Genomic DNA, 24,072 nt, shown 5'->3' with positions numbered 1-24,072 from the left:
GTCCACAGCAGGAGCCCATAGCCATGAGCATCGCCTACGACTGGGACCTGATCGAACGCTTGCTGCACGAAGTGCAGAACGGCGCCGGTCACAGCTTCACGCCCCGCCCCTATGCCGAGCAGCATGCTGCTGCACTGGCCGCCAAGGGTGAGCCGGTGGGTGACCTGGATCACCTGAAAACCCGTGCATGCGAGTATGAAAAGCTGCTATTCGAGCGCGGATTCATTGAATGCCGGCCTGAAGAGGACGGCGGCAATGGCGAAAACTTCGTCCTGACCGAACGCGGCTCGCGCTTGATGAGCCTGATCGACAGCAGCATCCCCGGCTTCGAGCACCCGCGCCAGGTGCTGGATGAGCAGGAGGATGCGCTGGACGAAACGACGTTCGAACAGGTATCTGCGAAGGCACAGATTGCTTGAGGTCGTTTTAAGGCTGGCAAGTGCAGCGTTCAAAACCCGATAATCGGTAGCTTCTGAACGCTGCCGAGCCTTGCCCATGCCTACGATCACCCCAGAGGCCCGCTTATGAGCGCGGTCCGCAAGAACCCTGATGCCTTTGCCTTCCAGGTAATGCTGGGGCTTTGCCTGATCTGGGGCTGCCAGCAGGTACTGATCAAGACCGCCGCCGTCGACATCGCGCCCGTGATGCAGGCAGCACTGCGTAATGGCATTGCCGCTGTGCTGGTAGGCCTGATGCTGTGCTGGCGGGGAGGCTGGGAGCAGGTCGGCAGCACCTGGCGCGCTGGGTTGCTGGCGGGCGGGCTGTTCGGGGTGGAGTTTCTGTTCATTGCCGAAGGGCTGAAACTGACCTCGGCGGCGCATATGTCGGTGTTCCTCTACACCGCGCCGGTATTTACCGCCTTGGGCCTGCATTTTCGGCTATCCAGTGAACGCTTGCGGCTGTTGCAATGGCTGGGCATTCTGCTGGCCTTCGGCGGCATAGCCATGGCCTTTGCCGGTGGCACTTCGTTCGAGCACATGGACGGCCGCACCTTGCTGGGTGATGCCTTTGGCGTGATCGCCGGGCTGGCTTGGGGCGCGACTACGGTGGTGGTGCGTTGCTCACGGCTATCGGAGGCGCCGGCAACCTTGACCCTGTTCTATCAGCTGGCGGTCGGGTTTGCCGGGCTGCTGCTGATTGCCTTGGTCAGCGGGCAGATCGGCGCGGTGTCGCTGACGCCGCTGGCGATGGGCAGCGTGTTGTTCCAGGGGATTGTGGTGTCGTTCGTCAGCTACCTGACCTGGTTCTGGTTGCTACGCAAATACCTGGCGTCGAACCTCGCGGTGTTTTCCTTCATTACCCCGTTGTTTGGGGTGACCTTTGGCGTTTTGCTGTTGGACGAGCCGCTCAGTGCGAATTTCGTGGTGGGGGCGTTGATGGTGTTGCTGGGTGTGATCCTGGTAAGTGCCGAGCCTTGGGTGAAACAGCAATTGCGGCGGTTGGTAGGGTGATGCGTTGCCTATACCGGCCTTTTCACGGGCAAGCCCGCGCCTACACAGCCGTTGTAGGCGCGGGCTTGCCCGCGAAGAGGCCGGTACAGACTGCATCGATTCAGGATGCAACCTTGGCCTGACAGGCGCTTCCCTGTTGTGCATTACCCGGCAACTGGACCAACCCGCCAGCCACCGCCAACCCGCCCGCCGCCAGCATCAATGCGGGTTGCAGCCCGCCGCTGTAATGGCTGCTGAGCGCGGCCAGCAGCGGACCACTCAACTGCCCCAAGGCAAAGCACGCGGTCAGCAGCCCGGCATTGCGCTGTGTGGCATGTGGCGCCAACTCGCGCGAGCGTTGCATGACCAGTTGCATGCAGGCCAGGAATGGCCCGCCACACAGCGCAACACCCAGCGCCAGGCCGGTCCCTCCACCCATCAGGCAGGCCAGCACACCCAGCCCTTGCAACCACAGGGTGACGGTCAACCAGGTTGAAGTGCGACCGCCACGGCGCACGCTCACCAGCAGGACGCCCAGCGCCGCCGCCAGGCCAAACGCCGGCCAGAACAGGTCGGCCAGCCACTGCCCGCGAAACTGCTGATTGGCCATCTGTGACAGAAAGGTAGCTGGCAGGATGTAGCCCATGCCATACAGGCCATACACCAACCCCAGGCGGCCAGTGCCGACACTGCGCGTCGGGCCTTGTCGTACTGGCAACTGAGTCGGCGCGGTTTGCAATGCCCGTGGCAACCACGGCCGCACGGCCAATAGCATCACCAGGGCAGCCACGGCATAGATCAGCCACAGCGCCGCCGAGCCCAGTCCCTGCACATGTGCGGCCATTGCCAGTAGCCCGGTCACGGCAATACCCAGGCCGGGCCCGGCGAATACCAGCGCTCCCAGGCGTTGGCGGTTGTGCGCATTGGCTACCTGCTGGCTGAGGCTGGTGATCATCACCAGCACCCAGGCGCTGGCTACGCCTGTGCCAAAGCGCAACAGCAGGTGGCCCCAGAAGCCGTCGGCAGCCCACGAGGCCAAGGTCAGCAGCACACACAGCCACAGCCCCGCATGCAGGCGCAGGCGTACCTGGCCTGGCGAGCGGGCGAACATGGCGTCCACCGCGCCCATGAAATAGCCCAGGTAATTGGCCGCCGCGACCAGCCCGGCGACTGTCAGGTCGAACTGGCCTTCGGCAATCAGTTGTGGCAGTTGCGGGGTGAGGGCGAAACGACCGATGCCCATGGCCATCATCAGCGCCACGGCGCTGGCGAGCAGTTGAATGAGTGGCGACATGACAGGTCTCCTGCGCAGATAAAGTGATGGCTGGCAGGTTAGGGCGCTTTTATTTTCAATAAAATTGAATAATGATGATCAAGTTGTTCTGTTTTGGAGAATGCTGTGGAATTCAGCCAACTGCGTATCTTTCAGGCCGTGGCCGAGGAAGGCTCGGTTACCCGTGCCGCAGAGCGTCTGCACCGGGTGCCATCAAACCTCTCCACGCGCCTGCGCCAGCTCGAGGAGCAGTTGGGCGTCGAACTGTTCCTGCGCGAACGCCAGCGCCTTCAGTTGTCGCCAGCAGGCAAGGTGCTGCTGGACTATGCCAACCGCATGTCAGCCTTGCGCGACGAAGCGCTGGGCGCCGTGCGTGGCGGTCAGCCGGCTGGGGACTTCGTGCTGGGGACCATGTACAGCACGGCGGCGACCCACCTGCCGGGGTTGCTGGCGCGCTATCACCAGGCTTACCCGCAGGTGAACCTGCAAGTGCGTGCTGCACCCAGCGGCGAGTTGCTTGAAGGGCTGCTGAACCACACCCTGGATGCTGCTCTTGTGGACGGGCCACCGAGCCTTGCCGGGCTGGATGGCGTGCCGCTGTGCGATGAGCAACTGGTACTGATCACCAGTCCCGAGCACATGGCGGTACGCACCGCCAAGGACGTGGCGGGCAAGGCGGTGTTCACCTTCCGCCAAGGCTGCTCGTACCGCATGCGTCTGGAGGCCTGGTATGCCCATGCCCATACGCCGATGGGGCGGGTGATGGAGATCGAGTCGTACCAGAGCATGCTGGCCTGTGTGATCGCGGGTGCGGGTGTGGCGATGATGGCCCAGTCGATGCTCGACAGCCTGCCTGGACGTGATCGGGTGAGGGTGCACCCGCTGCAGGCGCCTTTCGATCAGGCGGTCACCTGGCTGATGTGGCGCCAGGGTATGCGCGGGGCTAATCTGCAGGCATGGATCGACCTGCAACAAAGCGAAACGATTAACCAGTCGTCGGAATGCGCCGCCACGGCTTGATCCGCGTCAAAATGGCCCTTATCTGTAGGAACAGAGGCATGCGTAATACAGGACATCGGGCTATGATCTGTATGAAACATCGCAGGATTGATTCGCCGTGAGGCTGACCCGTCAAGGGGGCATTATGAATAAACCACTGTCAAACTGGCTCCACGACCTGGCCGTCGCCTTGGGGCTGATTCCACCACCCCTGCAGCCGGTACCGATCCCGACTGATGAAGAGCAGCGCAAACGTCAATCACGTCGTCGCTGATTAACGACAGAGGCCGCTGCACCCGAGTGTGTGCAGCGGCCTTTTTGTGTCTGTTGATTGTCTATTGCCTGTACTGGCCCTTTCGCGGGCAAGCCCGCTCCTACAAGTGAAAGGGCCGGTACAACGGTCAGGCCAGCTTCACCGCCGCTACTGACTTGCGCGACACCAGGCTCACCACTACAAAGCTCACCAGCCCTACTGCCAAGCTGTAGTAGATCGGCGTATTGGCTTCCATCCCGTCCATGAACATGAACAGCAGAGCGGTGGCAAAGCCCAGCGACATGCTGGCAATCGCGCCTGCGGTGGTCGCACGCTTCCAGAAGATCGCCCCGATCAGCGGGATCAACATGCCGCCGACCAGCAGGTTGTAAGCCAGGGTCAGGGCGTTGATCACATCATTTACCACCAGCGCGATGCCCAGCACCACCAGGCCAGTGAGCAGGGTGAACAGGCGGCTGGTACCCAGGCTCGACTGCTTGCCGCCACGCAGCTTGGGCAGCAGGTCTTCGGTCACGGTGGTCGAGGCAGCCAGCAGGCCGGCACTGGCGGTGGACATCATCGCCGCCAGGGCCGCGGCCATCAGCAGGCCACGGATGCCATCGGGCAAGGTGGTCTTGATCATCTCGGCAAAGGCGTTGTTCGGGTTGGCCAGGTCGGGCATCAGCACGTGTGCAGCCATGCCAATCGCCGCACAGGCCAGGCCATACAGCACGCAGTACACACCAGCGGTGGTACCGGCACGCTGACAGACCTTTTCGTCACGGGCGGTGAACACCCGCTGCCAGATGTCCTGGCCGATGAGGATGCCGAAGAAGTAGATCAGGAAGTAGGTGATGATGGTGTCCCAGCCAATGGTAGTCAGCTGGAAGCTGGCCGCTGGCAATTTGGCCACCAGGGTGTCCCAGCCACCGGCCTTGTACAGGCACACTGGCAGCAGGATGAACATCAGGCCGACGGTCTTGATCACGAACTGGACGATATCGGTCAGGGTCAGCGACCACATGCCGCCGATGGTCGAGTACAGCACTACCACGCCACCGCCGAGCATCAGAGAAGCCCAGAACGGCAGGTCCAGCAGCACCTGCAGGACCGTGGCCATGGCCAGGGTCGAGGTGACCCCGATCATCAGTGCATAAGCCAGCATGATGACGGCGCTGGCCTGGCGTGCGGTGGGGTTGTAGCGCTGTTCCAGTACCTGGGTCACGGTGAAGATGCGCAGGCGCAGCAGCGGTTTGGCGAGGAACAGGTTGATGGCGATGATGCCCATGCCCAAGGCTGCGCACAGCCAGAAGCCGGAGATGCCGTGGACGTAGCCCAGGCGCACGGTGCCGACGGTGGAGGCGCCACCGAGTACGGTGGTGGCCATGGTGCCCATGTACAGCACCGGACCGAGATTGCGCCCGGCTACCAGGTAGTCTTCATGGGTTTTCGCGCGGCGCATGCCATACCAGCCAAGCCCGAGCATGCCGGCGGTATAGATCATTACAACAATGATGTCCAAGGCCATTGGGGTCTCCCGATTATCTTTATTATGGCGAGATCGACCACGCGGGCGGGGTTCATGGCGCCCGGCGGTCCTGTCGTGTGTTGGCGGGCCTCAGTGGCCCTCCCTCATGGCTCCTGCCGGGGTGTAACGGTTTTAGGCTCTGTATGAAAAGCCTAGCGACGCACCACGCCCGGTAGCACGCAGAGCATCTCGAACAGCAGGTTGGCACCGAGCAGCGAGGTGTTGCCGGTGGTGTCGTAAGGCGGGGAGACTTCGACAAGGTCACAGCCGATCAGGTCCAGGCCGTGGCAGCCGCGAATGATCTCCATCGCCTGGATGGTGGTCAAGCCGCCGATTTCCGGGGTTCCGGTACCGGGCGCCCAGGCCGGGTCGATGCCATCGATGTCGAAAGACAGGTAAACCGGGCCACCGCCGACTTTTTCCCGCACTTCGGCCATCAGTGGCTCCAGTGACTTGTGCCAGCACTCTTCGGCCTGGACCACGCGGAAGCCCTGGCGACGGCTCCAGTTGAAGTCATCGGCGGTGTAGCCCTGTGCGCGCAGGCCGATCTGCACCACGCGCTCACAGTCGAGCAGGCCTTCTTCCACGGCGCGGCGGAAGGTGGTGCCGTGGGCGATCTTCTCACCGAACATGTGGTCGTTGACGTCGGCGTGGGCATCGATGTGCACCAGGCCGATCTTGCCGTGTTTCTTGTGCAGTGCGCGCAGGATCGGCAGGGTGATGGTGTGATCGCCCCCCAGGGTCATGGGAATGACGTTGTGCTCGACGATCTCGTCATACGCTTCTTCGATGATGCGCACGGCGTCCAGCAGATTGAAGGTGTTGATTGCCACATCGCCGATATCGGCGACCGACAGCGAGTCGAACGGGGCGGCACCGGTAGCCATGTTGTACGGGCGGATCATCACCGATTCGGCGCGGATCTGCCGTGGGCCGAAGCGAGTGCCGGAGCGTAGCGAGGTACCGATATCCAGTGGTACGCCGATGAAGGCAGCATCCAGGCCTTCGGCGCTTTGCAGGTGGGGGAGGCGGAGCATGGTGGCGATGCCGCCGAATCGCGGCATTTCATTGCCGCCCAGTGGTTGGTGGAGAGTCTTGTCCACGGTGGGCCTCATCAGTCGGTCGATTGTTGTGTTTGTTCGAACCTGTGCCGCCGCGCGCCATTCACGTGTGGTTTGCCGGCGGGCAGGGACATTTCGGCCAAGTCTGCTCAAGGTAGTGCCCGGGAAGAATCGCTACCGACAAATACTTAGTTCAGGATTTTCTGAACTAAAGGCGGGTGGAGCGGTTAGACTGCGCGCACATACCCTTGTGGAACCGTTGCACCATGGCCTCGACCTTGCCCGACCTGAAACTGCTGCGCATCTTCATCAGCGTGGTGCGCCACCAGGGCTTTGCCAACGCCCAGCGCGAGCTGAACCTGTCGACCTCGGCCATCAGTACCTACATGAGCCAGCTGGAGGGCGCCTTGGGTATCGTGCTGTGCCACCGTGGTCGGGGTGGCTTCAGCCTGACCAGCAAGGGCGAGCTGTTTCATCAGGAGACCCTGCGCCTGCTGGCCGAGCTGGACGGTTTCGAGCAGTATGCCGCCGCCCTCAAGGGCGAATTGCGTGGCACCCTCAACCTTGGGGTGATCGACTCCACAGTCGGTGACCGCGCCTTGCCGCTGGCCGAAGCCATCGGTGCCTACAGCCAGGAACACCCAGCAGTGCACCTGCATCTGTCGGTGTCCAGCCCCTACGAGCTGCAACTGGGGGTGCAGGACAACCGTCTGGACCTGGCCATCGGCGCGTTTTCTTCGCGGATGAGTGGCCTGCTCTACCAGCCGTTGTACCGCGAACAACACTGGCTGTATTGCAGCAGCCGCCACCCGTTGTATGCCGAGCGGCGCATTCCCGAGCAGGTGGTGACCCAGCAGCGCATGGTCGGGCGTGGCTACTGGAGCCAGGCCGAACTGGCCCGGCATGGCTTCAAGCACAGTGCGGCGACAGTTGAAAGTATGGAGGCGCAGCTGATCCTGATCCTTTCCGGGGCCTATATTGGCTACTTGCCTGAGCACTACGCCCAGGCCTGGGTCGACAAAGGTGACTTGCGCGTGCTGTCGCCGTCGACCTTTGGTTACCAGGCCCCGTTCTCGCTGATCATTCGCCGCGGACGTAGCCGTGAACCGTTGATCCAGACCTTCCGTGACCTGCTGAAAAGCCAGCTCAACGTGGGCTGAGATGCGACGCATTCATGCATTCCGTCGGGAGGGGGTTAAATTCCGGTAAACGTTGGCCGCTAACCTGATAGCGCTCTGCTACATATCAACTTGCGCTGATGATTTTCCCTCATTTCATCCTGCAAGGATCGCCCAAGATGCGCATGAATTTGCCCGTCACTGAGCACGAAAGAACCTTCCCCGGCGATCAACGCCTTATTTCCACGACTGACCTCGACAGCCGCATCACCTACTGCAACGACGCCTTTGTGGCGATCAGCGGCTTTACCTACGACGAGCTGGTCGGTCAACCGCACAACCTGGTGCGCCACCCGGACATGCCGCCGGCAGTGTTTGGCCACATGTGGGAAACCATCAAGCAGGGCAAACCCTGGATGGGCATAGTCAAGAACCGGGCGAAGAACGGCGATTACTACTGGGTAAGCGCTTACGTCACGGCGATCTACGAACAGGGCCGGATCAGTGGCTACGAGTCGGTGCGCTCGGTGCCCACGCGCGAGCAGATCCGCCGCGCCGAGGCATTGTATGCGCGCTTGCGCGATGGCCGCGGCCCGGTGCCTTGGGCTGCCCGCCTGGGGCACGGCCTGGGCCATGGCTGGCCGCTGATCGGCGCCGGCCTGCTGTCGGCGGCGGGTTACCTTTGGCTGCCACCCTATGCCGCACTCGCGGTGCTGATGGCAAGTCTGCTCCTGGCTTGGTACGTGGTCGAGCGCCGGCAGAACCAGGCCATCCGCCGCACGCTGGCCGAGCATCCCAAGGCCTTTACCAGTCCGTTGGTGGCACTGACCTACAGCGACAACCCAGGCCTGCAGGGTCAGCTCGACCTGGCTATCATCAGCGAAGAAGCCCGCCTGCAAACGGCCCTGACCCGGCTGGTGGATGCCGGGGTCGGGGTAAAGTCGCGGGCGGCGCAATCTTCCGACCTGTCCGATGCCCAGGCGCAGATGCTCGACCGGCAGCGCAGCGAGACCGACCAATCCGCCACGGCTATCGCACAGATGGCGGCAACCATCCAGCAGGTTACCCACAACGTGCAAAGCACGGCACACGCGGCAGGTGATGCCGACCAGCTGGCGCAGCAGGGCAGCGAGCTGGCCCTGAAGAGCCTGCAGGCCATGGGCAGCATGAGCGATGCAGTCAATGACATTGGTCAGGCGGTCAACGCCTTGGCCGAGCAGACCCAGTCGATTGGTAGTGTGGTCGACGTGATCACTTCGATTGCCGAGCAGACCAACCTGCTGGCGCTTAACGCCGCCATTGAAGCGGCGCGCGCCGGTGAGCAAGGGCGCGGGTTCGCCGTGGTGGCTGATGAGGTGCGGTCGTTGGCGCAACGTACCCGCGCGTCGACCGAAGAGATCCACCATATCATCGCCTCGTTGAGGGCCGGGGCGGAGCGAGCGGTCAGCACTGCCAGCCGGGGTGAACAGATTTCCCGGGACAGTGTGCACAGTGTCGAGGCGGTGCAGGCGGCGCTGAGCGGGATTGCCCAGGCGGTCAGCCGCATCACCGGCATGAGCCAGCAGATGGCCACGGCATCGGAGCAGCAGACCCATGTGGCAGAGGACATCAACCAGCAGATCGTGAGGATTGCCCAACTGTGCGACCAGAGTGCCGGGCAAGCCAGGCAAGGCGCGGAAATCAGCCAGGACCTCGAGCGCATGGCGGAGTACCTGCACAGCCTGGCGGAAAGGTTCAACCGCTGAAATCGCGGGGCCCGCTAAGCGGGCCCCGGTTATGTGGCAAACTGTCCCCGCCAAGGAGACCGCCATGCCCAGACCCCGCTGCGAGCGCTGCCAGCGCCCGCTCGACCATTGCCTATGCCCACTGATCCCCGCGCTCGACAGCCGCACCCGTGTGATCCTGCTGCAGCACCCCAGTGAAACTGCCCACGCCCTGAACACGGCGCGCCTGGCTGCCCTTGGCCTGAAAAATGCCGAACTGCGTATTGGAGAGGTGTTCGATGACCTGCATGACCTGCTCGCCACCCCCGGATACCACCCGGTGCTGTTGTTCCCTGGTGATGATGCTCAGGTGCTGACAGCGTATGGCGAGGCGGGCGACAAACCTTTGCTGCTGATCGTACCCGACGGCACCTGGCGCAAGGCGCGCAAGCTGCTGTACCTGAACCCGTTGCTGGGGAGGCTGCCACGGGTGACGCTGGGGCAGGTGGCCGCTTCACGCTATCGGTTGCGCAAAGCGCCGGAGGCGGGTGCAGTGTCGACGATCGAGGCGGTGGTCGGGGCATTGAACACGCTGGAGCAACCGGCCTGCTTCGATGCACTGTTAGCGCCGTTCGAGGCGTTGATCGAGGGGCAGATCAGGGCCATGGGTGTAGAGACGTTTCAGCGTAATCATGGCCGCGGGTGAGGGTTGGGGGCTGCTTTGCGGCCCATTCGCAGCACAAAGCGGCCCCGCTACCTCAAATCCGCTCAACGCATCTCAGGCAGACGTGCCTCGGTGCGTACTTCGGTAGTCGCCAGCGCCTCTGGCGGCAGCGAAATATGCTGTTTGCTCAGCAATTCACCCATGGTCGCCAGTACGCGGTAGCGCGAGAACTCTTCGGTATAACGCACCTCGGTGTAGCGGCGGTCGGCGTTGTACAGCTCGTTCTCACTGTCGAGTACGTCCAGCAGGGTGCGCTGACCCAGGCCGAACTGGTCCTGGTAGGCCGCACGCACACGTTTGGTGGTCTCGGCGTATTCGCGCGCGGTCGGCAGCTGCTTGCTGGCGTTGTTCATGGCATTCCACGCCAGGCTCAGGTTCTCGGTCAACTCACGCAGGGCGTTGTTGCGAATGTCCAGTGCCTGGTTGATCTTGTGCGCGTCCGACTGCAGACGAGCCTTGTCGCTGCCCCCGCGGAACAGGTTGTAGTTCATCTCCACGCCAGCTTGCCAGTCGTTGTTGTTGTGGCCTTTTTCGCCGCCGGTGTTGTTGTTGGCACCGGTTGCCAGAATGGCGTCGAAGCGTGGGTAGAAAGTCGACTTGCCCACTTCGTACTGCTTCTCGGCGGCGTTGACGTCAGCCTGGGCAGACTTGATGTACGGGTTGTTCTGACGCATGCCATCGCGGGCTTCTTCGAGGGTGCCTGGCACCTCGCTCTTGATGGTCTGCGGGCTTTCCAGCTCGTCCGGGGCACGGCCGATCACACTGAAGAAGTTGGCCTCGGCATCGGCCAGGTCGACTTCGGCGGTGTCCAGGTTGTTTTCTGCCAGGGCGCGACGGGCGCGGGACTGGTCGAGGTCGGCGGTGCTGCCGACGCCGCGCTCGTTGCGCAGGCCAATCTGGTCGTTGACGCGCAGGTGAGCTTGCAGGTTGTTCTTGGCCAGGGTCACCAGTTCACGGCGTTTGAGCACCTCCAGGTAGACCTCGACTGCACGCAGTGCGACATCCTGGGCAACGGCCTGGGTGTAATAGGCGCGGGAGGTAGAGACCGCCTCGGTGCGGCCCACTTCATTCGCGGTGTTGAAGCCGTCGAAGATCATCTGCCGCAGACGCAGCTCGGACTGGGTGTAGTTGAGGGTTTCCTTGTTGTGATTACCCGCAGCGCGGGTAGTGGCGTTGTCCGAGCGCTGGCGGCCGTAGCCGGCAACCAGGTCCACGGAAGGGTAGTAGCCACCACGCGCGAACTTCACGTCTTCATCGGCCGACAGCTTGCTGTTACGGTTGGAGCTGACTTGTGGGTGGTAGTCCACGGCGCTTTGGACAGCCTCGGTAATCGACATCGCCTGTACGTTGGCACTCGCCAGGGCCAACAATAAAGCACTGGTGATGGGGTTCAAAACGCGCATGGTACATCTCCCTGATCCTGGAATTGATCCTGCTGCTCGCCAAAAAAATGACGATAAACTTATCGCGTATAGTGTTGCAGGTTTTTAACAACACAGCTAAGTACATTCAACGCGATAGGTAAGAAGATTTATTCATATCAAATTGCCATAAAAGATCTTTATTGTCTAATAAGTGTGCATTCAAGCGCACGGAATGGACACGAAGAATGCCTTGAAAACCAATGGATACAAGGGCTATGCGCAGTTCCAGAACTAATTCGGATAAAGAGGGTGTTGATTAGGCGAAAGCGATATTTGGCGACAAAATATTGTCACTTTGGCTTGTGCAGGGTTTTCAGGCTGAGAATGTACAGGGTGACCAATGTGGCACTGGTCAGCATGAAGGTGCGCGCCCAGAACAGCGGCACCAGATAGCACGACAGGCCAATGCTGGCCCACATCAGGCCGATGGCGTAGACCTTGCCCTTGAGGGGGATGCCTTCACCACTGAGGTAGTCACGGATCCATGGCCCCAGCTTGGGATGATGGACCAGCCAGTGATGGAAGCGCGGCGAGCTGCGGGCAAAGCAGGCCGCCGCCAAAAGCAGGAATGGGGTGGTGGGCAATACCGGCAGGAATATCCCCAGCACCCCCAGCGCGACGCTGAGCCAGCCCGTGGCCAGCAGCAGGTAGCGCACAGCTTGCTCAGTGGTGGCGTGGCTTGAGCAGCGCCGGTTTTTCGTCAGGGGCGTGCAGCAGCAGGAACAGTGCACTCAGTGCCTCGGGGATCTGCACGATCATGTCATCCTGCAGGTTGGCGTTGCTGGCGATGTCGGCGAACTCTGGTTGCTCGTCAAACAACCCCGAACCCACCATGATCGGCAGCAGCATCTCGCTGACCTCTTCTTCGGCGTTCTCGAACCACGCCTCTTCCCGCAGGAACACGCCTTCCATGAAGCCGATGCACCAGCCGCGCAGGTCGGAATCGTCCGGCTCATCGGTCAGGTCGAGGTCGCATGGCAGGTCGAATTCTTCGTCGCTGGCCAACTGGCGGGCAATGTGCGCCTTGAGCGCCACCAGGGTGGCCTCGATTTCGGTGCGCTGGGCTTCGCTGGCATAGTGCGGCTCTTCGGCGAACAGAGCGTCGATCCACTCGCGCTCGGGCACGTCCTCGGCGTTGATCGAAAGAGCAGTGAGGTAGCCATGTGCGGCGACGTAGTCCAGCGCTTCTTCGTGCAGCTCGTCGGCGTCGAGGAAGGCTTGCAGGCGGGTCAGTTGCTCGGCGAAGGACATTACAGGGCTACCTTGGGGAATAAACGATAACGAATTCTAGCACCTTGCAGCGGCAGCGGGGCAAAGGGAACGTCTATCGCCGTGGTGCCTGTGCAGGGCGGTGCTGCGGTATACTCCGCGATTTTTCATCCAGGGGCAGGTTTTGCCGGCTGCCTGGCAAAAACCGCTTACGCATTTGGCGTGTGCGGGGCGGGTTTTTCGTCCAGCCTTTATCCAGGATGGTACGGCGATTTGGAGTTGCACATGCTCGAACAGGCTCAGCGCGTTCTCAAGGACATCTTCGGCTACGACAGTTTCCGTGGGCGCCAGGCAGCGATCATCGAATGCGTGGCCAATGGCGGCGATGCCTTGGTGCTGATGCCCACCGGTGGTGGCAAGTCGCTGTGCTTCCAGGTGCCGGGGCTGCTGCGCCCGGGCCTGACGGTGGTGGTATCGCCACTGATCGCGCTGATGGACGACCAGGTCGCCACCCTTGACGAGCTGGGTGTGTCTGCGGCCGCCCTGAACTCTACCCTGACGGCAGAGCAGCAGCGTGAGCTGGCCGGGCGCCTGCGCCGTGGTGAAGTCAAGATGCTGTACCTGGCGCCGGAACGTCTGGTGCAGCCGCGCATGCTCGACTTCCTGCGCGATCTGGACATCTCGCTGTTCGCCATTGACGAGGCCCACTGCGTATCGCAATGGGGTCACGATTTCCGCCCCGAGTACCTGCAACTGGGCCAGCTGGCCGAACTGTTCCCGCATGTTCCGCGCATTGCGCTTACCGCCACGGCCGACATGCGGACCCGCGAGGAGATTGTCCAGCGCCTGCACCTGCAAGGCGCCGAGCGCTTCCTGTCGAGTTTCGACCGGCCCAACATCTTCTACCGCATCGTGCCCAAGGAGGCACCGCGCAAGCAGTTGATGGCCTTTCTCGGCGAGCGCCGTGGCAACGCTGGCATCGTCTACTGCCTGTCGCGCAAGAAGGTCGACGAAACCGCCGCCTTCCTCTGTAGTCAGGGTTTCCCCGCGCTGCCGTATCACGCCGGCCTGGCCGCCGAGACGCGGGCGGCCAACCAGCATCGCTTCCTGAACGAGGAAGGGCTGATCATGGTCGCTACCATTGCTTTCGGCATGGGTATCGACAAACCCAACGTGCGCTTCGTTGCCCACCTCGACCTGCCCAAATCGCTTGAGGCCTACTACCAGGAAACCGGCCGTGCCGGCCGTGACGGCCTGCCCTCCGATGCCTGGATGGCCTACGGGCTGCAGGACATGGTGATGCTCAAGCAGATGCTGCAGAACTCCGAAGGCGACGAGCGCCACAAGCGCATCGAGCAGCACAAGCTGGATGCCATGCTGGCGCTGTGCGAAGAAACCCGCTGCCGCCGCCAGTCGCTGCTGGCCTACTTCGACGAGACCCTCGAACAACCGTGCGGGCATTGCGACAACTGTGTCGACAACATCCAGACCTGGGACGCCACCGAGCCGGCCCGCCAGGCGCTGTCGGCGGTGTTCCGCACCGGCCAGCGCTATGGTGTTGGCCACCTGGTCGATGTGCTGTTGGGCAAGGACACCGAGAAGGTGCGCAATTTCGGCCACGAGAAGCTGTCGGTATTTGGCGTTGGCAAAGGTCTGGCCGAGGTCGAGTGGCGCTCGCTGTTCCGTCAGTTGGTGGCGCGCGGGCTGGTCGATATCGACCTGGAAGGCTACGGCGGCCTGCGCCTGTCCGACAGCTGCCGGCCGCTGCTGCGCGGCGAGGTGACCTTGCAACTGCGCCGTGACCTCAAACCGCAGACCACGGCCAAAACCTCGTCGTCCGGTGGCGGCAGCCCTGCCAGCCAGCTGGTGCGTGCCGAAGAGCGCGATCTGTGGGAAGCACTGCGCACCCTGCGCCGCAAGCTGGCCGAAGAACACAGTGTGCCACCCTACGTCATCTTCCCTGACTCGACACTGCTGGAGATGTTGCGTAGCCAGCCGGTCAGCCTCAGCGACATGGCCCAGGTCAGCGGTGTGGGGGCGCGCAAGCTGGAGCGCTACGGCCAGGCGTTCCTCGAAGTGCTGAACAACAGCGGAGGCACCGACGAGGCACCGAAAGTGGTGCTCGACCTGCGCCACGAACTGGTCAGCCTGGCCCGTGCCGGCATGACCCCGGCGCAGATCGCCGGGCAGCTCAATTGCAGCGAGAAGAACGTGTATAGCCTGTTGGCCGAGGCGTTGGGCCGCCAGGAGCTGAGTCTTGACCAGGCCATCGACCTGCCGGAAGACCTGATGATGGAGGTACAGGACGCCTTTCTTGATGGCGAAGGTGAACTGCCACCGGTGTCGGCCATTGCCCCCCAGTTCGGGGCGCGGGTACCGGAGGGCGTACTTTATTGCGTGCGGGCAGCACTGGCGGCGGAATTCGAATTGTGAGCACAGGCAGGATCGAAGGCAGAAGCGCCATCTGCTGACCTTTGTCATGCTTTTTGACGATTTTCGACCGAGCAGGCGTGGCCGAGCCTTGCCTCGTGGGGCAGGGCATGGTTAGCTGCCTAATAATTAGATCTACTCAATGAGCTCCTTATGCCCCTGAACGACAACCAACACCGCTTTGGCATGCAACTGGCCCAGATGTCCCGAGGTTGGCGTGCCGAGCTGGACCGCCGCCTGGCCGGGCTCAACCTGTCCCAGGCGCGCTGGCTGGTGTTGCTGCACCTGGCTCGCTTCGAGGAAGCCCCGACCCAGCGTGAGCTGGCCCAGAGCGTAGGCGTTGAAGGCCCGACCCTGGCGCGTCTGCTTGACAGCCTGGAAGCGCAAGGGCTGGTGCGTCGTCAGGCGGTGCTGGAGGATCGGCGGGCGAAGAAGATTGTGCTGTGCCCGCCGGCCAAGCCGTTGATCGATCAGATCGAGACCATCGCCAACCAGCTGCGGGTCGAGCTGTTTACCGGCGTGGACGAGGCTGACTTGCAGGTCTGTATGCGCGTGCATGCCAAGATCCTGGCCAACCTCGAAAAGTCCTGAGCCCGCCCATCGATTCAGGTGCAGTGCAAGCCTCAGAAGGTGTGCCCAAGGTTCAGGTACACCGCTTGTTCATGTGCACTGTTGGCGCCATAGCTGAAGTTCAGCGGCCCTAGAGGCGTCTCCAACCCCAGGAAGATGCTCGCCGCATTGATGTACCCACTGTCGAACTCGTTGTCGTTGTTCCATGCCCGCCCACGCTCCAGCGAACCGCCGATGTATAACGGGAAGTCCAGCGGCACATAGGCCCGCGGCGTCAGCCGGCGGTAATAGACCATGCGCAACAGGCTTACGTTCTGCCCCGATACCGAGTCCTGGCGGAAGCCTGACAGCTGTCGCGCCCCGCCTATCACAAAGCTCGACGTCACCACTTCGGTATCGTCCAGCGTGCGCCCGTAGCCCCCACCCAGCACGAACGTGTTCGGCCCGCTGCTGATGGCCTTGTCCAGGTTAAACAGCCACTGCCGGTAATCCTGGTCGGAGTCCAGCGACTTGTCGTATTTGCGCAAGGTCAGGCTGATGTCCTCGCCATGGTGCGGGAAGTACACGTTATCGAGGGTGTCGAACGAGTACTTCAGTTCGTAGAAACCTTCGTTGAAACTGACTTTGGGCAAGTCCTGGTCGCCGATGCGCACTTCGGCTTCGCCCCAGGCCTTGCCCGCGCCCAGGCGCACTTCACCGCTGTTGCCGATCTGCCGGCCTACATTCAGGCCAAAGCCGTAGCGCTCCAGGCGATACTCGGCGACGGGGTCGTTGTCCAGGGTCGCTTCGATGTTCTGCGAGCCCAGGTCCAGGTACGGCGCGATGAAGTAGCGTGAGCCCACATCCAGGGGTTGGTAGAATTCACTGTACAGCTCTTGCTGGTCGCCGATCTGGCCGCGGGTCAGCCATTCGGCGCCAAGGCTGTTGATGCCGTTGACCCGGTAGCTGGCGCCCAGGTTGAAAGCGCTGTCGCCACGCAGGTCATCGGACAGGTTCAGGCCCAGGCGCAGGTAGTCGGTGCCGCCGCGTCTGCCACGGGCGTTGATTACCAGGGTGTGGTCGTTGCCCTTGTGCACGACGCGGTACTGCACCCTGTCGAAGTAGTCCAGGCCATACAGCGTACCCATGTCGGTCTGCAGGCGGTCCAGTTCCAGCGGTGCGTCGATCGGCTGGCGGATGTACGAGCGGATCACATCATCGCTGACCTTGGAGTCGTTTTCGATCCGGATTGCGGTGATTACCGGCGTGCGCTGGTGCGGCGAGCGGGCCACGGCCAGGCTGGCGTCGCCCTCGAGCTGGTGCAGGGCGGCCAGGCGCGGGTCAAGCAGGCGGGTGGCGCGGTAACCGGCGTCGATCATGTCGCGGGCACGGCCGAAATCTGTCACGCCGAAGGCGGTGAGCGATGGCTGGATGAGGATGTCGTCGCGGTGCAGGCTGGCCAGCTGTTCTTCGGAGTTGCGCCGGGTCATCAAGGTGATCGACTGATTCAGCACGTCGACCACCGTCAGCAATTGCTTGCGATCGCGCAGCGGGGTGCCGATGTCGACCACGATCGCCAGGTCCACGCCCATGTCGCGGGCCACATCCACCGGAATGTTGTCGACCATGCCGCCGTCCACCAGCAGGCGACCGTCCAGTTCGACCGGGGCGAACACGGCGGGGATCGACATGCTGGCGCGGATTACCTGGGGCAGGTGGCCGCGGCGGAAAACGACTTTTTCGCCACTGGCGATGTCAGTGGCCACGGCACGGAAGGGGATGGGCAGCTTGTCGAAGTCGCGGGTGTCGGCGGTATGCGCCAGTTTGCTTTCCAGCAGCAGTGACAAGTTCTGGCCCTGAATCACACCCAGCGGCAGGCCCAGGCTGCCATCGTCGCGAAAGCTGAGCTTCTGCTTGACCAGGAAGTCGCGGTCATCCTGCTTGCGTCGGAACGGTACATCCTCGCGCGGCGGGGCATCGGAGAGCGCCTGTTGCCAGTCAAGGGTGGTAGCGAGTTTTTCCAGCTCTTCGACACTGTAGCCCGAGGCGTACAGGCCGCCGACCACCGCGCCCATGCTGGTGCCGGCGATGGCGTCAATGCGCACACCCTGTTCTTCCAGCGCCTTGAGTACGCCAATGTGGGCCAGGCCACGGGCTGCACCGCCAGACAATACCAGGCCGACCTTGGGCCTGGCGGGTTCCGCAGCGATTGCCGTAAGGGAGGTAATGAGAAGCAGAAAACAGAGCAGCAAACGGCGCATCGTGAGTCTCAAACCGTGGGCTAAAGACCGCTAGTATAAGCGGCCCTTTACCTGGAGATGTTTCACCATGGCTGACAACAAGCCGGAAATCGTCATCACCTATTGCACCCAGTGCCAGTGGCTTTTGCGTGCTGCCTGGCTGGCTCAGGAACTGCTCAGCACCTTTGCCGACGACCTTGGCCGGGTAGCGCTGGAGCCGGGTACCGGGGGTATCTTCCGCATCACCTGCAATGGCGTGCAGATCTGGGAGCGCAAGGCCGACGGTGGTTTCCCCGAAGCGAAGGTACTGAAGCAGCGGGTGCGCGACCAGATCGACCCGCAGCGTGATCTTGGTCACAACGACCGCTGATCAGGCGCCCTCGGTCAGTTGTCGCTGCCTGGGCGGTTGCTCGGCAGCCAAGCGGCTGGACAGCACGATGGCGAAGATGATCAGCGCGCCGCCCAGCAGCATGCGCACGGTCGGGGTCTCGGCGAATACTGCCCAGGCCACGGCAATGCCGTAGACCGGCTCCATGCCGAACACGACGGCGGCGGTGCGCGCCTTGATCACCGCCAGGCTGGCAACGAACAGGCTGTGCGCCACTCCCGTGCAGAAGATGCCGAGCAGGGCGATCCACAGCCAGTCCAGGGGCGCAACGTCGGCCAGGCCGGGGGCGGCGAACGGCAGCAGGCACAGGCCCACCACCAGGTTCTGCCACAGGGCTGCCTGTACCGCAGGCAAACGGCCGGAGCCGGCCCGGTTGGTCAGTGACAGTAGCGAGAACAGCAGGCCCGAGAGCAGTGCCCAGAGTAGGCCGCCGGTGGCTTCGCTGGCCAGATCGAATGCCGGCGTGACCAGTATCAGGCCGATGCTGACCAGCACGACCAATACCGCTTCGTTACGGCGGATTCGCTCGCGGAACAGCAGGCTTTCGAGGATCACCGTAAAGGCCGGGAAGCTGGCGAAGCCGAGGGTGGCGATGGCCACGCCGCCCACTTTGACGGCGATGAAGAAGCTGACCCAGTGGCCGGCCAGCAGCACGCCGCCGAGCAACAGGCGGCGCGCGTCCTGGCTGTTCAGGCGTTGCCAGCCCGGGCCGGCCAGGCTGACGAACAGGGCCAGGGCGAGTACGGCGAAGGCAGCGCGACCGAAGACGATGATCGCCGGGTTGGCGCTGGCAGCCAGTTTGCCGAAGACGCCGGTAAGGCCGAAGAACAGCGCGCCAATGTGCAGTGCGCCGAGGGCGGTGCGGTGGTTCATGGTAGTCCTTGATGAAGATCTCTACAGGCAGTGCCGGCCCTTTCGCGGGTAAACCCGCTCAGGTTGTGCACAACCTTCAGGGCTGCGGAAATCCTGTAGGAGCGGGTTTACCCGCGAAAGGGCCGGTAAAGGCAAAGTGTAAAGCCTCAGGCAAACACATTCTGTCGCAAGACTGCTGTCAGTTATCGCCAGGCTCTCGTCGCAAAGCCAACGGTGTACACCCGAACGCCCGCAGCATCGCCGCTGAAAAGGCACTTTGCGAGCTATACCCCACCTGCGCCGCAATTTCGCCCATCGGCAGCACGGTCTGCACGATTAGCCGCCGCGCCTTGAGCAAACGCCGCTGGCGAATGTAGTCCATCGGAGTCATCCCGCACTCTGCGGTAAAGCGCGCATGCAGTCGGGCAATGGACAGCCCGGCGATGCGCGCCAGGTCGGCAACCTGCAGCGGGTAGGCAGCATGCTGTTCGATATGCGCATCGAAGGCTGCGTAGGGCAGGCGCTGGCTGGTGTGCACGCTGGCTGCCGCCGTGGCGTTGAGGCTGGCCAGCAGCAGTGCCGCGCCTTGCCTGGCGATCAACGGGTCGTGCACGGGGCTGCTCGCCAGCCAGTCCACCAGTTGCTGCTGGCGCTCATCCAGGCATACGGCGACGGGGCGGTCGAGCAGGCGGCGGCTGGCATCGGCATGCTCACCCAGGTGCTCGTGCAGCCAAGGCTCCCCAGGCACATCAAGCACCAGGCAATCACTGCCGGCATCGCTGGCGCACGTGTGATGAGCACCCGCCGGGACCACCACCAGCCCCTGCCGATCGATCCCGGCGCCATGCCCCTGGACCTCGAACTCCAGGCGGCCGCGCAGGCCGAACACCAGTTGCGGGTGTTCGTGGCTGTGGGCGATCAGGCTGTCGCGGTAATGGCGCAGCGAGAGGATCGGGCCGGCGGTCATGGGGGCTTCCTCGCAGGGCGGGCGCCCATTGTGCCTCAATCCCTGCACGCCATCACTCGTCACTGTTTTGCCATGGCGCTGTCATGTACGCCTGCCAGTCTCCAGCAAACTGCGCCGGAGCCTGCCCATGACCCATGCCGAACTGTCCCGCCCCTCGCGCAAGCAACGCGTGCGTACCCTATGGATCTCCGACGTGCACCTGGGTACCCGCGACTGCCAGGCCGAACACCTGTCGCAATTTCTCAAGGGCTACCAGGCTGACCGTGTCTACCTGGTGGGCGATATCATCGATGGCTGGAAACTGCGCGGCGGGATCTACTGGCCGCAAGCTCACACCAACGTGATCCGCCGGCTGTTGACCATGAGCAAGCGCGGCACCGAGGTGATCTACGTCACCGGCAACCACGACGAATTCCTGCGCCGCTACTCAAAGCTGATTCTGGGCAACATTCAGCTGGTGGACGAGGCCGAGCACCTGACAGCCGATGGCCGCCGTCTGCTGGTTGTCCATGGCGATCAGTTCGATGTGATTACCCGTTACCACCGCTGGCTGGCGTTTCTGGGTGACCGCGCCTACGAATTCACCTTGGTGCTCAACCGCTGGCTCAACCACTGGCGTGCGCGGTATGGCTATGGTTACTGGTCGCTGTCTGCGTACCTGAAGCACAAGGTGAAAGGGGCGGTGAACTTCATCAGTGACTTCGAGAATGCCATTGCCCACGAGTGCACCCGCCGTGGTTTTCATGGGGTGGTGTGCGGGCATATCCATCATGCTGAAATCCGCAAGGTGGGTGAGGTGGACTACCTCAATTGCGGGGACTGGGTGGAATCGTGCACGGCACTGATCGAGCATTGGGACGGCAGTGTCGAACTGTATCGGCTGGCTGAGGCACAGGCAGCGGCGGCGTTGCGCGAGCCGGCTTAAGGGCCTCAGATGCTTACAGCCTGAGCTTGCCCAGCAGGATATCCCGGAACATCACGAAATCCCCGGCCAGGCTGTAAAGCGGATAGGTGAAGGTCGCTGGCCGGTTTTTCTCAAAAAAGAAATGCCCGACCCAGGCAAAGCCATAGCCGAACACCGGCACGGCCAGCAGCAGCAACCATTTGCCACTGCCAATGGTGTAGGCCAGCAGCGCTATCACCAGGCTGGTGCCGACGAAGTGCAGACGGCGGCAGGTGGGGTTGCTGTGCTCCCCAAGATAGTACGGATAGAACTCGGCAAAACTGCGAAACTGCGCTTTGCTGTTCATGGCAGTGCTCCGGGATTAATACTTCTGGACAAGATACACGGCGTGGAGCCTGATTCGAGTCTAGAGTGACTGACGGGGCCTACCAGTGACAATAGGCGCCAAATGAGTATCCTTGGGGTTCACCGCAGGAGCGGTCGGTAAAAGAAGCCTGTCATGAGCGAAAGAACAACGTCAGCCAGTTGGGCATCAGGGATCGTGAAGGCACTTGAACTGGAAGGGCTGGATTGCAGAGCCATGTTCAAGCAGTTGGGGCTGGACTTTGCCGCCCTCGATGACCCTGATGCACGTTTCCCTCAAGATTCCATGACCCGCCTCTGGCAACTGGCGGTGGAGCTGTCGGGCAATGAGGCCATCGGCCTGAACATGGCACGGGTGGTCCGCCCGGCGTCGTTCCATGTGGTGGGCTATGCGTTGATGTCAAGCCGCACCCTGGCCGAGGGCTTCGAGCGCCTGGTGCGCTACCAGCGCATCATCGCCGAAAGCTCCGACCTCAGTTTCGTCCTTGGCGCCGAGGGCTATTCGCTGATTCTGACCGTGCATGGCGACCACCTGCCGCCGACCCGGCACAGCGCCGAAGCGTCGCTGGCCTGTGCGCTGGCGCTGTGCAAATGGCTCAGTGGCCGGCCGGTACAGCCGCGGCGGGTACTGGTGCAGGGGCCGCAGCCGAAGAATGTCGAGCCTTACAAGGTGGCGTTCCATTCGCCGCTGGTATTCGGTGCCCCGCATGATGCGCTGGTGTTCGAGCGGGCCGACATGGAGGCGCCGCTGCCGACCGCCAACGAGGCCATGGCGGTGCTGCACGACCGGTTTGCCGGCGAGTACCTGGCACGCTTTTCCGAAAGCCGGGTCAGCCACCGCGTGCGCCAGGTGTTGTGCCGCATCCTGCCGCAGGGTGAGCCCAAGCGCGAAACCCTGGCCCAGGCCCTGCACCTGTCGCAGCGCACCTTGCAACGGCGGCTGCAGGAGGAAGGCACCAGCTTCCAGACCTTGCTTGACGACACCCGCCGCGAGCTGGCCGAACAGTACCTGGCCCAGCCGGGCATGACCTTGCTGGAAACCGCCTACCTGCTGGGCTTTGCCGACCCCAGCAACTTCTATCGGGCGTTCCGTCGTTGGTTCGATGCCACGCCCAGCGAGTACCGCGCACGCCTGGGCACGGAAGGCGAAGCGCTCAGTGACGCCAGAACGCCGGCATGCACAACACCAGCACCGTGATGATTTCCAGGCGACCCAGCAGCATGCCGGTCGCCAGAATCCATTTGGCCGCGTCAGGCAGCGTGGCGTAGTTGCCCGACGGGCCGATCACTTCGCCCAGGCCCGGGCCTACACCCGAAACCGTGCCCGCGGCGCCGGTCAGCGCGGTCATCCAGTCCACGCCCAGCAGCGACAGCAGCAGCGCCATGACACAGATGGTGATGGCGAAGAAGAACGAGAACGTCAGGATCGAACGCACGATGTCTTCATCGAGGCGATGGCCGTTGTATTTCTGCTTGATCACCGCGCGCGGGTGAATCAGCTGGTTGAGGCTGGCCTTCAGCAGGATGTAGGCCACCTGGAAGCGGAAAATCTTGATACCGCCTGCGGTCGAGCCGGAGCAGCCGCCAACGAAGCCCAAGTAGAAGAACAGCATCAGCGAGAAGTTGCCCCACAGGCTGTAGTCACCCAGGGAGAAGCCGGTGGTGGTGACCACTGAGGTCACGTTCAGCGCTACATGGCGCAAGGCATCGAGCCAGTGCAGATCGGTGCTGTACCAATACCAGGTGCCCAACACCAGCCAGGTGGCCACCAGCATGCCCAGCAAACCTTGCACCTGCTGGTCGCGGATCAGCGCCTTGCGGTTGCCACGCAGGGTAGCTACGTAAAGGGTGAACGGCAGGCTGCCCATGATCATCACCACCACCGCAACCCAGTGCACGGCCGGGATATCCCATTTCGCCAATGACTGGTCGGAGGTGGAGAAACCGCCGGTAGAGATAGCCGACATGGCGTGGTTGATTGCATCGAACGGGCTCATGCCCGCCCACCAGAAGGCCAGCGCGCCCAGTATCGAGAAGCCGACGTAAACCCCCACGATCGACTTGGCGACCATGTGCGACCGCGGCATGACCTTTTCCGAGCGGTCGGACGATTCGGTCTGGAACAGGCGCATGCCGCCGATGCGCAGCAGCGGCAGGATCGCCACCGCCATGGCGATGAAGCCGATACCGCCGAGCCAGTGCAGCATCGAACGCCACATCAGGATGCCCGGCGACATGTTATCGAGCCCGCTGAGCACGGTGGCGCCGGTGGCGGTGATGCCTGACATGCTTTCGAAGAAGGCGTCTGTGTAGCTGATGTGCTGGGTCAGCAGGAACGGTAGCGCGGCGAACACGCACACCACCAGCCAACTGCTGACGGTCAGCAGGTACATGTCGCGCGGGCGCAGGTGTACATGCTCCGGGCGCCCCTGCACCACCAGGGCCAAGCCGGCGATGAAGGTGATCAGGCTCGACCAGAGAAACGACGGCATGTCGCCGGTGCGCTCGAAGATCACCAGGGTCGCCATGGGCACGGCCATGCTCACGGCCAGCGTAATCAGGAAGATGCCGATGATGAAACCAATAATCCTTAAGGTCGGCAACGCCATGTGATCTGCTCAGACTCGAAACGGAAGGGCGCCATTCTACCTATGGGT

At 62.7% G+C, this 24,072-nt stretch carries 23 protein-coding genes; 12 read left to right on the top strand and 11 right to left on the bottom strand.

Annotated features, from left to right (window positions below; genetic code table 11):
- Positions 1–23 precede the first annotated feature (23 nt).
- Together J3A98_RS16950 and J3A98_RS16945 are read left to right on the top strand one after the other, a co-directional pair.
- Positions 24–419, top strand: coding sequence for a transcriptional regulator (locus J3A98_RS16950; protein ID WP_176685197.1), 396 nt, complete (start codon positions 24–26; stop codon positions 417–419).
- 105 nt (positions 420–524) lie between these two features.
- Positions 525–1,451 carry a DMT family transporter gene (locus J3A98_RS16945; RefSeq protein WP_176685198.1) on the top strand — a complete coding sequence of 309 codons (927 nt, stop codon included), beginning with the start codon at positions 525–527 and terminating at the stop codon, positions 1,449–1,451.
- Positions 1,452–1,551: 100 nt separating this feature from the next.
- Here J3A98_RS16945 and J3A98_RS16940 read toward each other — a convergent pair whose 3' ends face one another.
- Complete coding sequence (locus J3A98_RS16940) at positions 1,552–2,724, bottom strand: MFS transporter (protein WP_209967436.1); 1,173 nt, start codon at positions 2,722–2,724, stop codon at positions 1,552–1,554.
- 105 nt (positions 2,725–2,829) lie between these two features.
- Between J3A98_RS16940 and J3A98_RS16935 the strand changes: the two genes are divergently transcribed.
- Both J3A98_RS16935 and J3A98_RS27105 read left to right on the top strand, forming a co-directional pair.
- On the top strand, positions 2,830–3,723 hold the full coding sequence (locus J3A98_RS16935) for a LysR family transcriptional regulator (protein ID WP_176685200.1): 894 nt from the start codon (positions 2,830–2,832) through the stop codon (positions 3,721–3,723).
- 124 nt (positions 3,724–3,847) lie between these two features.
- The gene (locus J3A98_RS27105) at positions 3,848–3,976 is read left to right on the top strand and encodes a PA1414 family protein (RefSeq protein WP_256122388.1); all 129 of its coding nucleotides are present in this window, start codon (positions 3,848–3,850) and stop codon (positions 3,974–3,976) included.
- A gap of 127 nt (positions 3,977–4,103) precedes the next feature.
- Here the strand turns inward: J3A98_RS27105 and J3A98_RS16930 are convergent, their stop codons facing one another.
- The gene (locus tag J3A98_RS16930) at positions 4,104–5,483 is read right to left on the bottom strand and encodes a sodium:solute symporter (RefSeq protein WP_176685201.1); all 1,380 of its coding nucleotides are present in this window, start codon (positions 5,481–5,483) and stop codon (positions 4,104–4,106) included.
- A 152-nt stretch (positions 5,484–5,635) separates the two neighbouring features.
- Positions 5,636–6,586, bottom strand: coding sequence for an agmatinase (gene speB / locus J3A98_RS16925; RefSeq protein WP_129932884.1), 951 nt, complete (start codon positions 6,584–6,586; stop codon positions 5,636–5,638).
- Between the two features lie 224 nt (positions 6,587–6,810).
- Here speB and J3A98_RS16920 point away from each other — a divergent pair, with 224 nt between their 5' ends.
- The 3 genes from J3A98_RS16920 to J3A98_RS16910 all read left to right on the top strand — a co-directional run bounded on the left by J3A98_RS16920 (position 6,811) and on the right by J3A98_RS16910 (position 10,071).
- Complete coding sequence (locus J3A98_RS16920; RefSeq protein WP_003254585.1) at positions 6,811–7,704, top strand: LysR family transcriptional regulator; 894 nt, start codon at positions 6,811–6,813, stop codon at positions 7,702–7,704.
- Positions 7,705–7,841: 137 nt separating this feature from the next.
- Positions 7,842–9,407, top strand: a complete 1,566-nt coding sequence (locus tag J3A98_RS16915; protein ID WP_176685202.1) for a PAS domain-containing methyl-accepting chemotaxis protein — start codon at positions 7,842–7,844, stop codon at positions 9,405–9,407.
- A 64-nt stretch (positions 9,408–9,471) separates the two neighbouring features.
- Positions 9,472–10,071 (top strand): DTW domain-containing protein, encoded by a 600-nt coding sequence (locus tag J3A98_RS16910; protein ID WP_209967434.1) that lies wholly within the window; start codon positions 9,472–9,474, stop codon positions 10,069–10,071.
- Positions 10,072–10,133: 62 nt separating this feature from the next.
- Here J3A98_RS16910 and J3A98_RS16905 read toward each other — a convergent pair whose 3' ends face one another.
- The 3 genes from J3A98_RS16905 to J3A98_RS16895 form a co-directional block, all read right to left on the bottom strand.
- On the bottom strand, positions 10,134–11,492 hold the full coding sequence (locus tag J3A98_RS16905) for a TolC family outer membrane protein (protein ID WP_176685204.1): 1,359 nt from the start codon (positions 11,490–11,492) through the stop codon (positions 10,134–10,136).
- 311 nt (positions 11,493–11,803) lie between these two features.
- On the bottom strand, positions 11,804–12,169 hold the full coding sequence (locus J3A98_RS16900) for a YbaN family protein (RefSeq protein WP_176685205.1): 366 nt from the start codon (positions 12,167–12,169) through the stop codon (positions 11,804–11,806).
- Between the two features lie 7 nt (positions 12,170–12,176).
- Positions 12,177–12,764, bottom strand: coding sequence for a YecA family protein (locus J3A98_RS16895; RefSeq protein ID WP_010955200.1), 588 nt, complete (start codon positions 12,762–12,764; stop codon positions 12,177–12,179).
- A gap of 243 nt (positions 12,765–13,007) precedes the next feature.
- Here J3A98_RS16895 and recQ point away from each other — a divergent pair, with 243 nt between their 5' ends.
- Both recQ and J3A98_RS16885 read left to right on the top strand, forming a co-directional pair.
- The gene (gene recQ, locus J3A98_RS16890) at positions 13,008–15,155 is read left to right on the top strand and encodes a DNA helicase RecQ (RefSeq protein WP_176685206.1); all 2,148 of its coding nucleotides are present in this window, start codon (positions 13,008–13,010) and stop codon (positions 15,153–15,155) included.
- Between the two features lie 150 nt (positions 15,156–15,305).
- On the top strand, positions 15,306–15,743 hold the full coding sequence (locus J3A98_RS16885; RefSeq protein ID WP_010955198.1) for a MarR family transcriptional regulator: 438 nt from the start codon (positions 15,306–15,308) through the stop codon (positions 15,741–15,743).
- Between the two features lie 32 nt (positions 15,744–15,775).
- Here the strand turns inward: J3A98_RS16885 and J3A98_RS16880 are convergent, their stop codons facing one another.
- Positions 15,776–17,962 (bottom strand): patatin-like phospholipase family protein, encoded by a 2,187-nt coding sequence (locus J3A98_RS16880; protein ID WP_209967432.1) that lies wholly within the window; start codon positions 17,960–17,962, stop codon positions 15,776–15,778.
- A gap of 67 nt (positions 17,963–18,029) precedes the next feature.
- Here J3A98_RS16880 and J3A98_RS16875 point away from each other — a divergent pair, with 67 nt between their 5' ends.
- On the top strand, positions 18,030–18,311 hold the full coding sequence (locus J3A98_RS16875) for a SelT/SelW/SelH family protein (protein WP_043201632.1): 282 nt from the start codon (positions 18,030–18,032) through the stop codon (positions 18,309–18,311).
- On the opposite strand, the gene J3A98_RS16870 is transcribed toward J3A98_RS16875, so the two are convergent.
- Together J3A98_RS16870 and J3A98_RS16865 are read right to left on the bottom strand one after the other, a co-directional pair.
- Complete coding sequence (locus tag J3A98_RS16870; protein ID WP_209967429.1) at positions 18,312–19,202, bottom strand: EamA family transporter; 891 nt, start codon at positions 19,200–19,202, stop codon at positions 18,312–18,314.
- 178 nt (positions 19,203–19,380) lie between these two features.
- Positions 19,381–20,148 (bottom strand): AraC family transcriptional regulator, encoded by a 768-nt coding sequence (locus J3A98_RS16865; RefSeq protein WP_209967427.1) that lies wholly within the window; start codon positions 20,146–20,148, stop codon positions 19,381–19,383.
- 127 nt (positions 20,149–20,275) lie between these two features.
- Between J3A98_RS16865 and J3A98_RS16860 the strand changes: the two genes are divergently transcribed.
- Positions 20,276–21,073, top strand: a complete 798-nt coding sequence (locus tag J3A98_RS16860; RefSeq protein WP_209967425.1) for a UDP-2,3-diacylglucosamine diphosphatase — start codon at positions 20,276–20,278, stop codon at positions 21,071–21,073.
- Between the two features lie 13 nt (positions 21,074–21,086).
- Here the strand turns inward: J3A98_RS16860 and J3A98_RS16855 are convergent, their stop codons facing one another.
- Positions 21,087–21,398, bottom strand: a complete 312-nt coding sequence (locus J3A98_RS16855) for a DUF962 domain-containing protein (protein WP_014590083.1) — start codon at positions 21,396–21,398, stop codon at positions 21,087–21,089.
- 153 nt (positions 21,399–21,551) lie between these two features.
- Between J3A98_RS16855 and J3A98_RS16850 the strand changes: the two genes are divergently transcribed.
- The gene (locus J3A98_RS16850; RefSeq protein WP_209967422.1) at positions 21,552–22,613 is read left to right on the top strand and encodes an AraC family transcriptional regulator; all 1,062 of its coding nucleotides are present in this window, start codon (positions 21,552–21,554) and stop codon (positions 22,611–22,613) included.
- Here the strand turns inward: J3A98_RS16850 and J3A98_RS16845 are convergent.
- A complete protein-coding gene (locus J3A98_RS16845) occupies positions 22,570–24,024 on the bottom strand; it encodes a TrkH family potassium uptake protein (RefSeq protein ID WP_021783436.1) in 1,455 nt (484 codons plus the stop codon). The two genes, J3A98_RS16850 and J3A98_RS16845, sit on opposite strands and share 44 nt — an antisense overlap.
- Positions 24,025–24,072 lie beyond the last annotated feature (48 nt).

This window comes from Pseudomonas sp. BP6 (genome assembly GCF_017875935.1).
In the GTDB taxonomy this organism is placed as follows: Bacteria; Pseudomonadota; Gammaproteobacteria; order Pseudomonadales; family Pseudomonadaceae; genus Aquipseudomonas; species Aquipseudomonas putida_Y.
The sequence above is the reverse complement of the archived record's forward strand: the minus strand, read 5'-3'. Positions and strand labels throughout refer to the sequence as shown.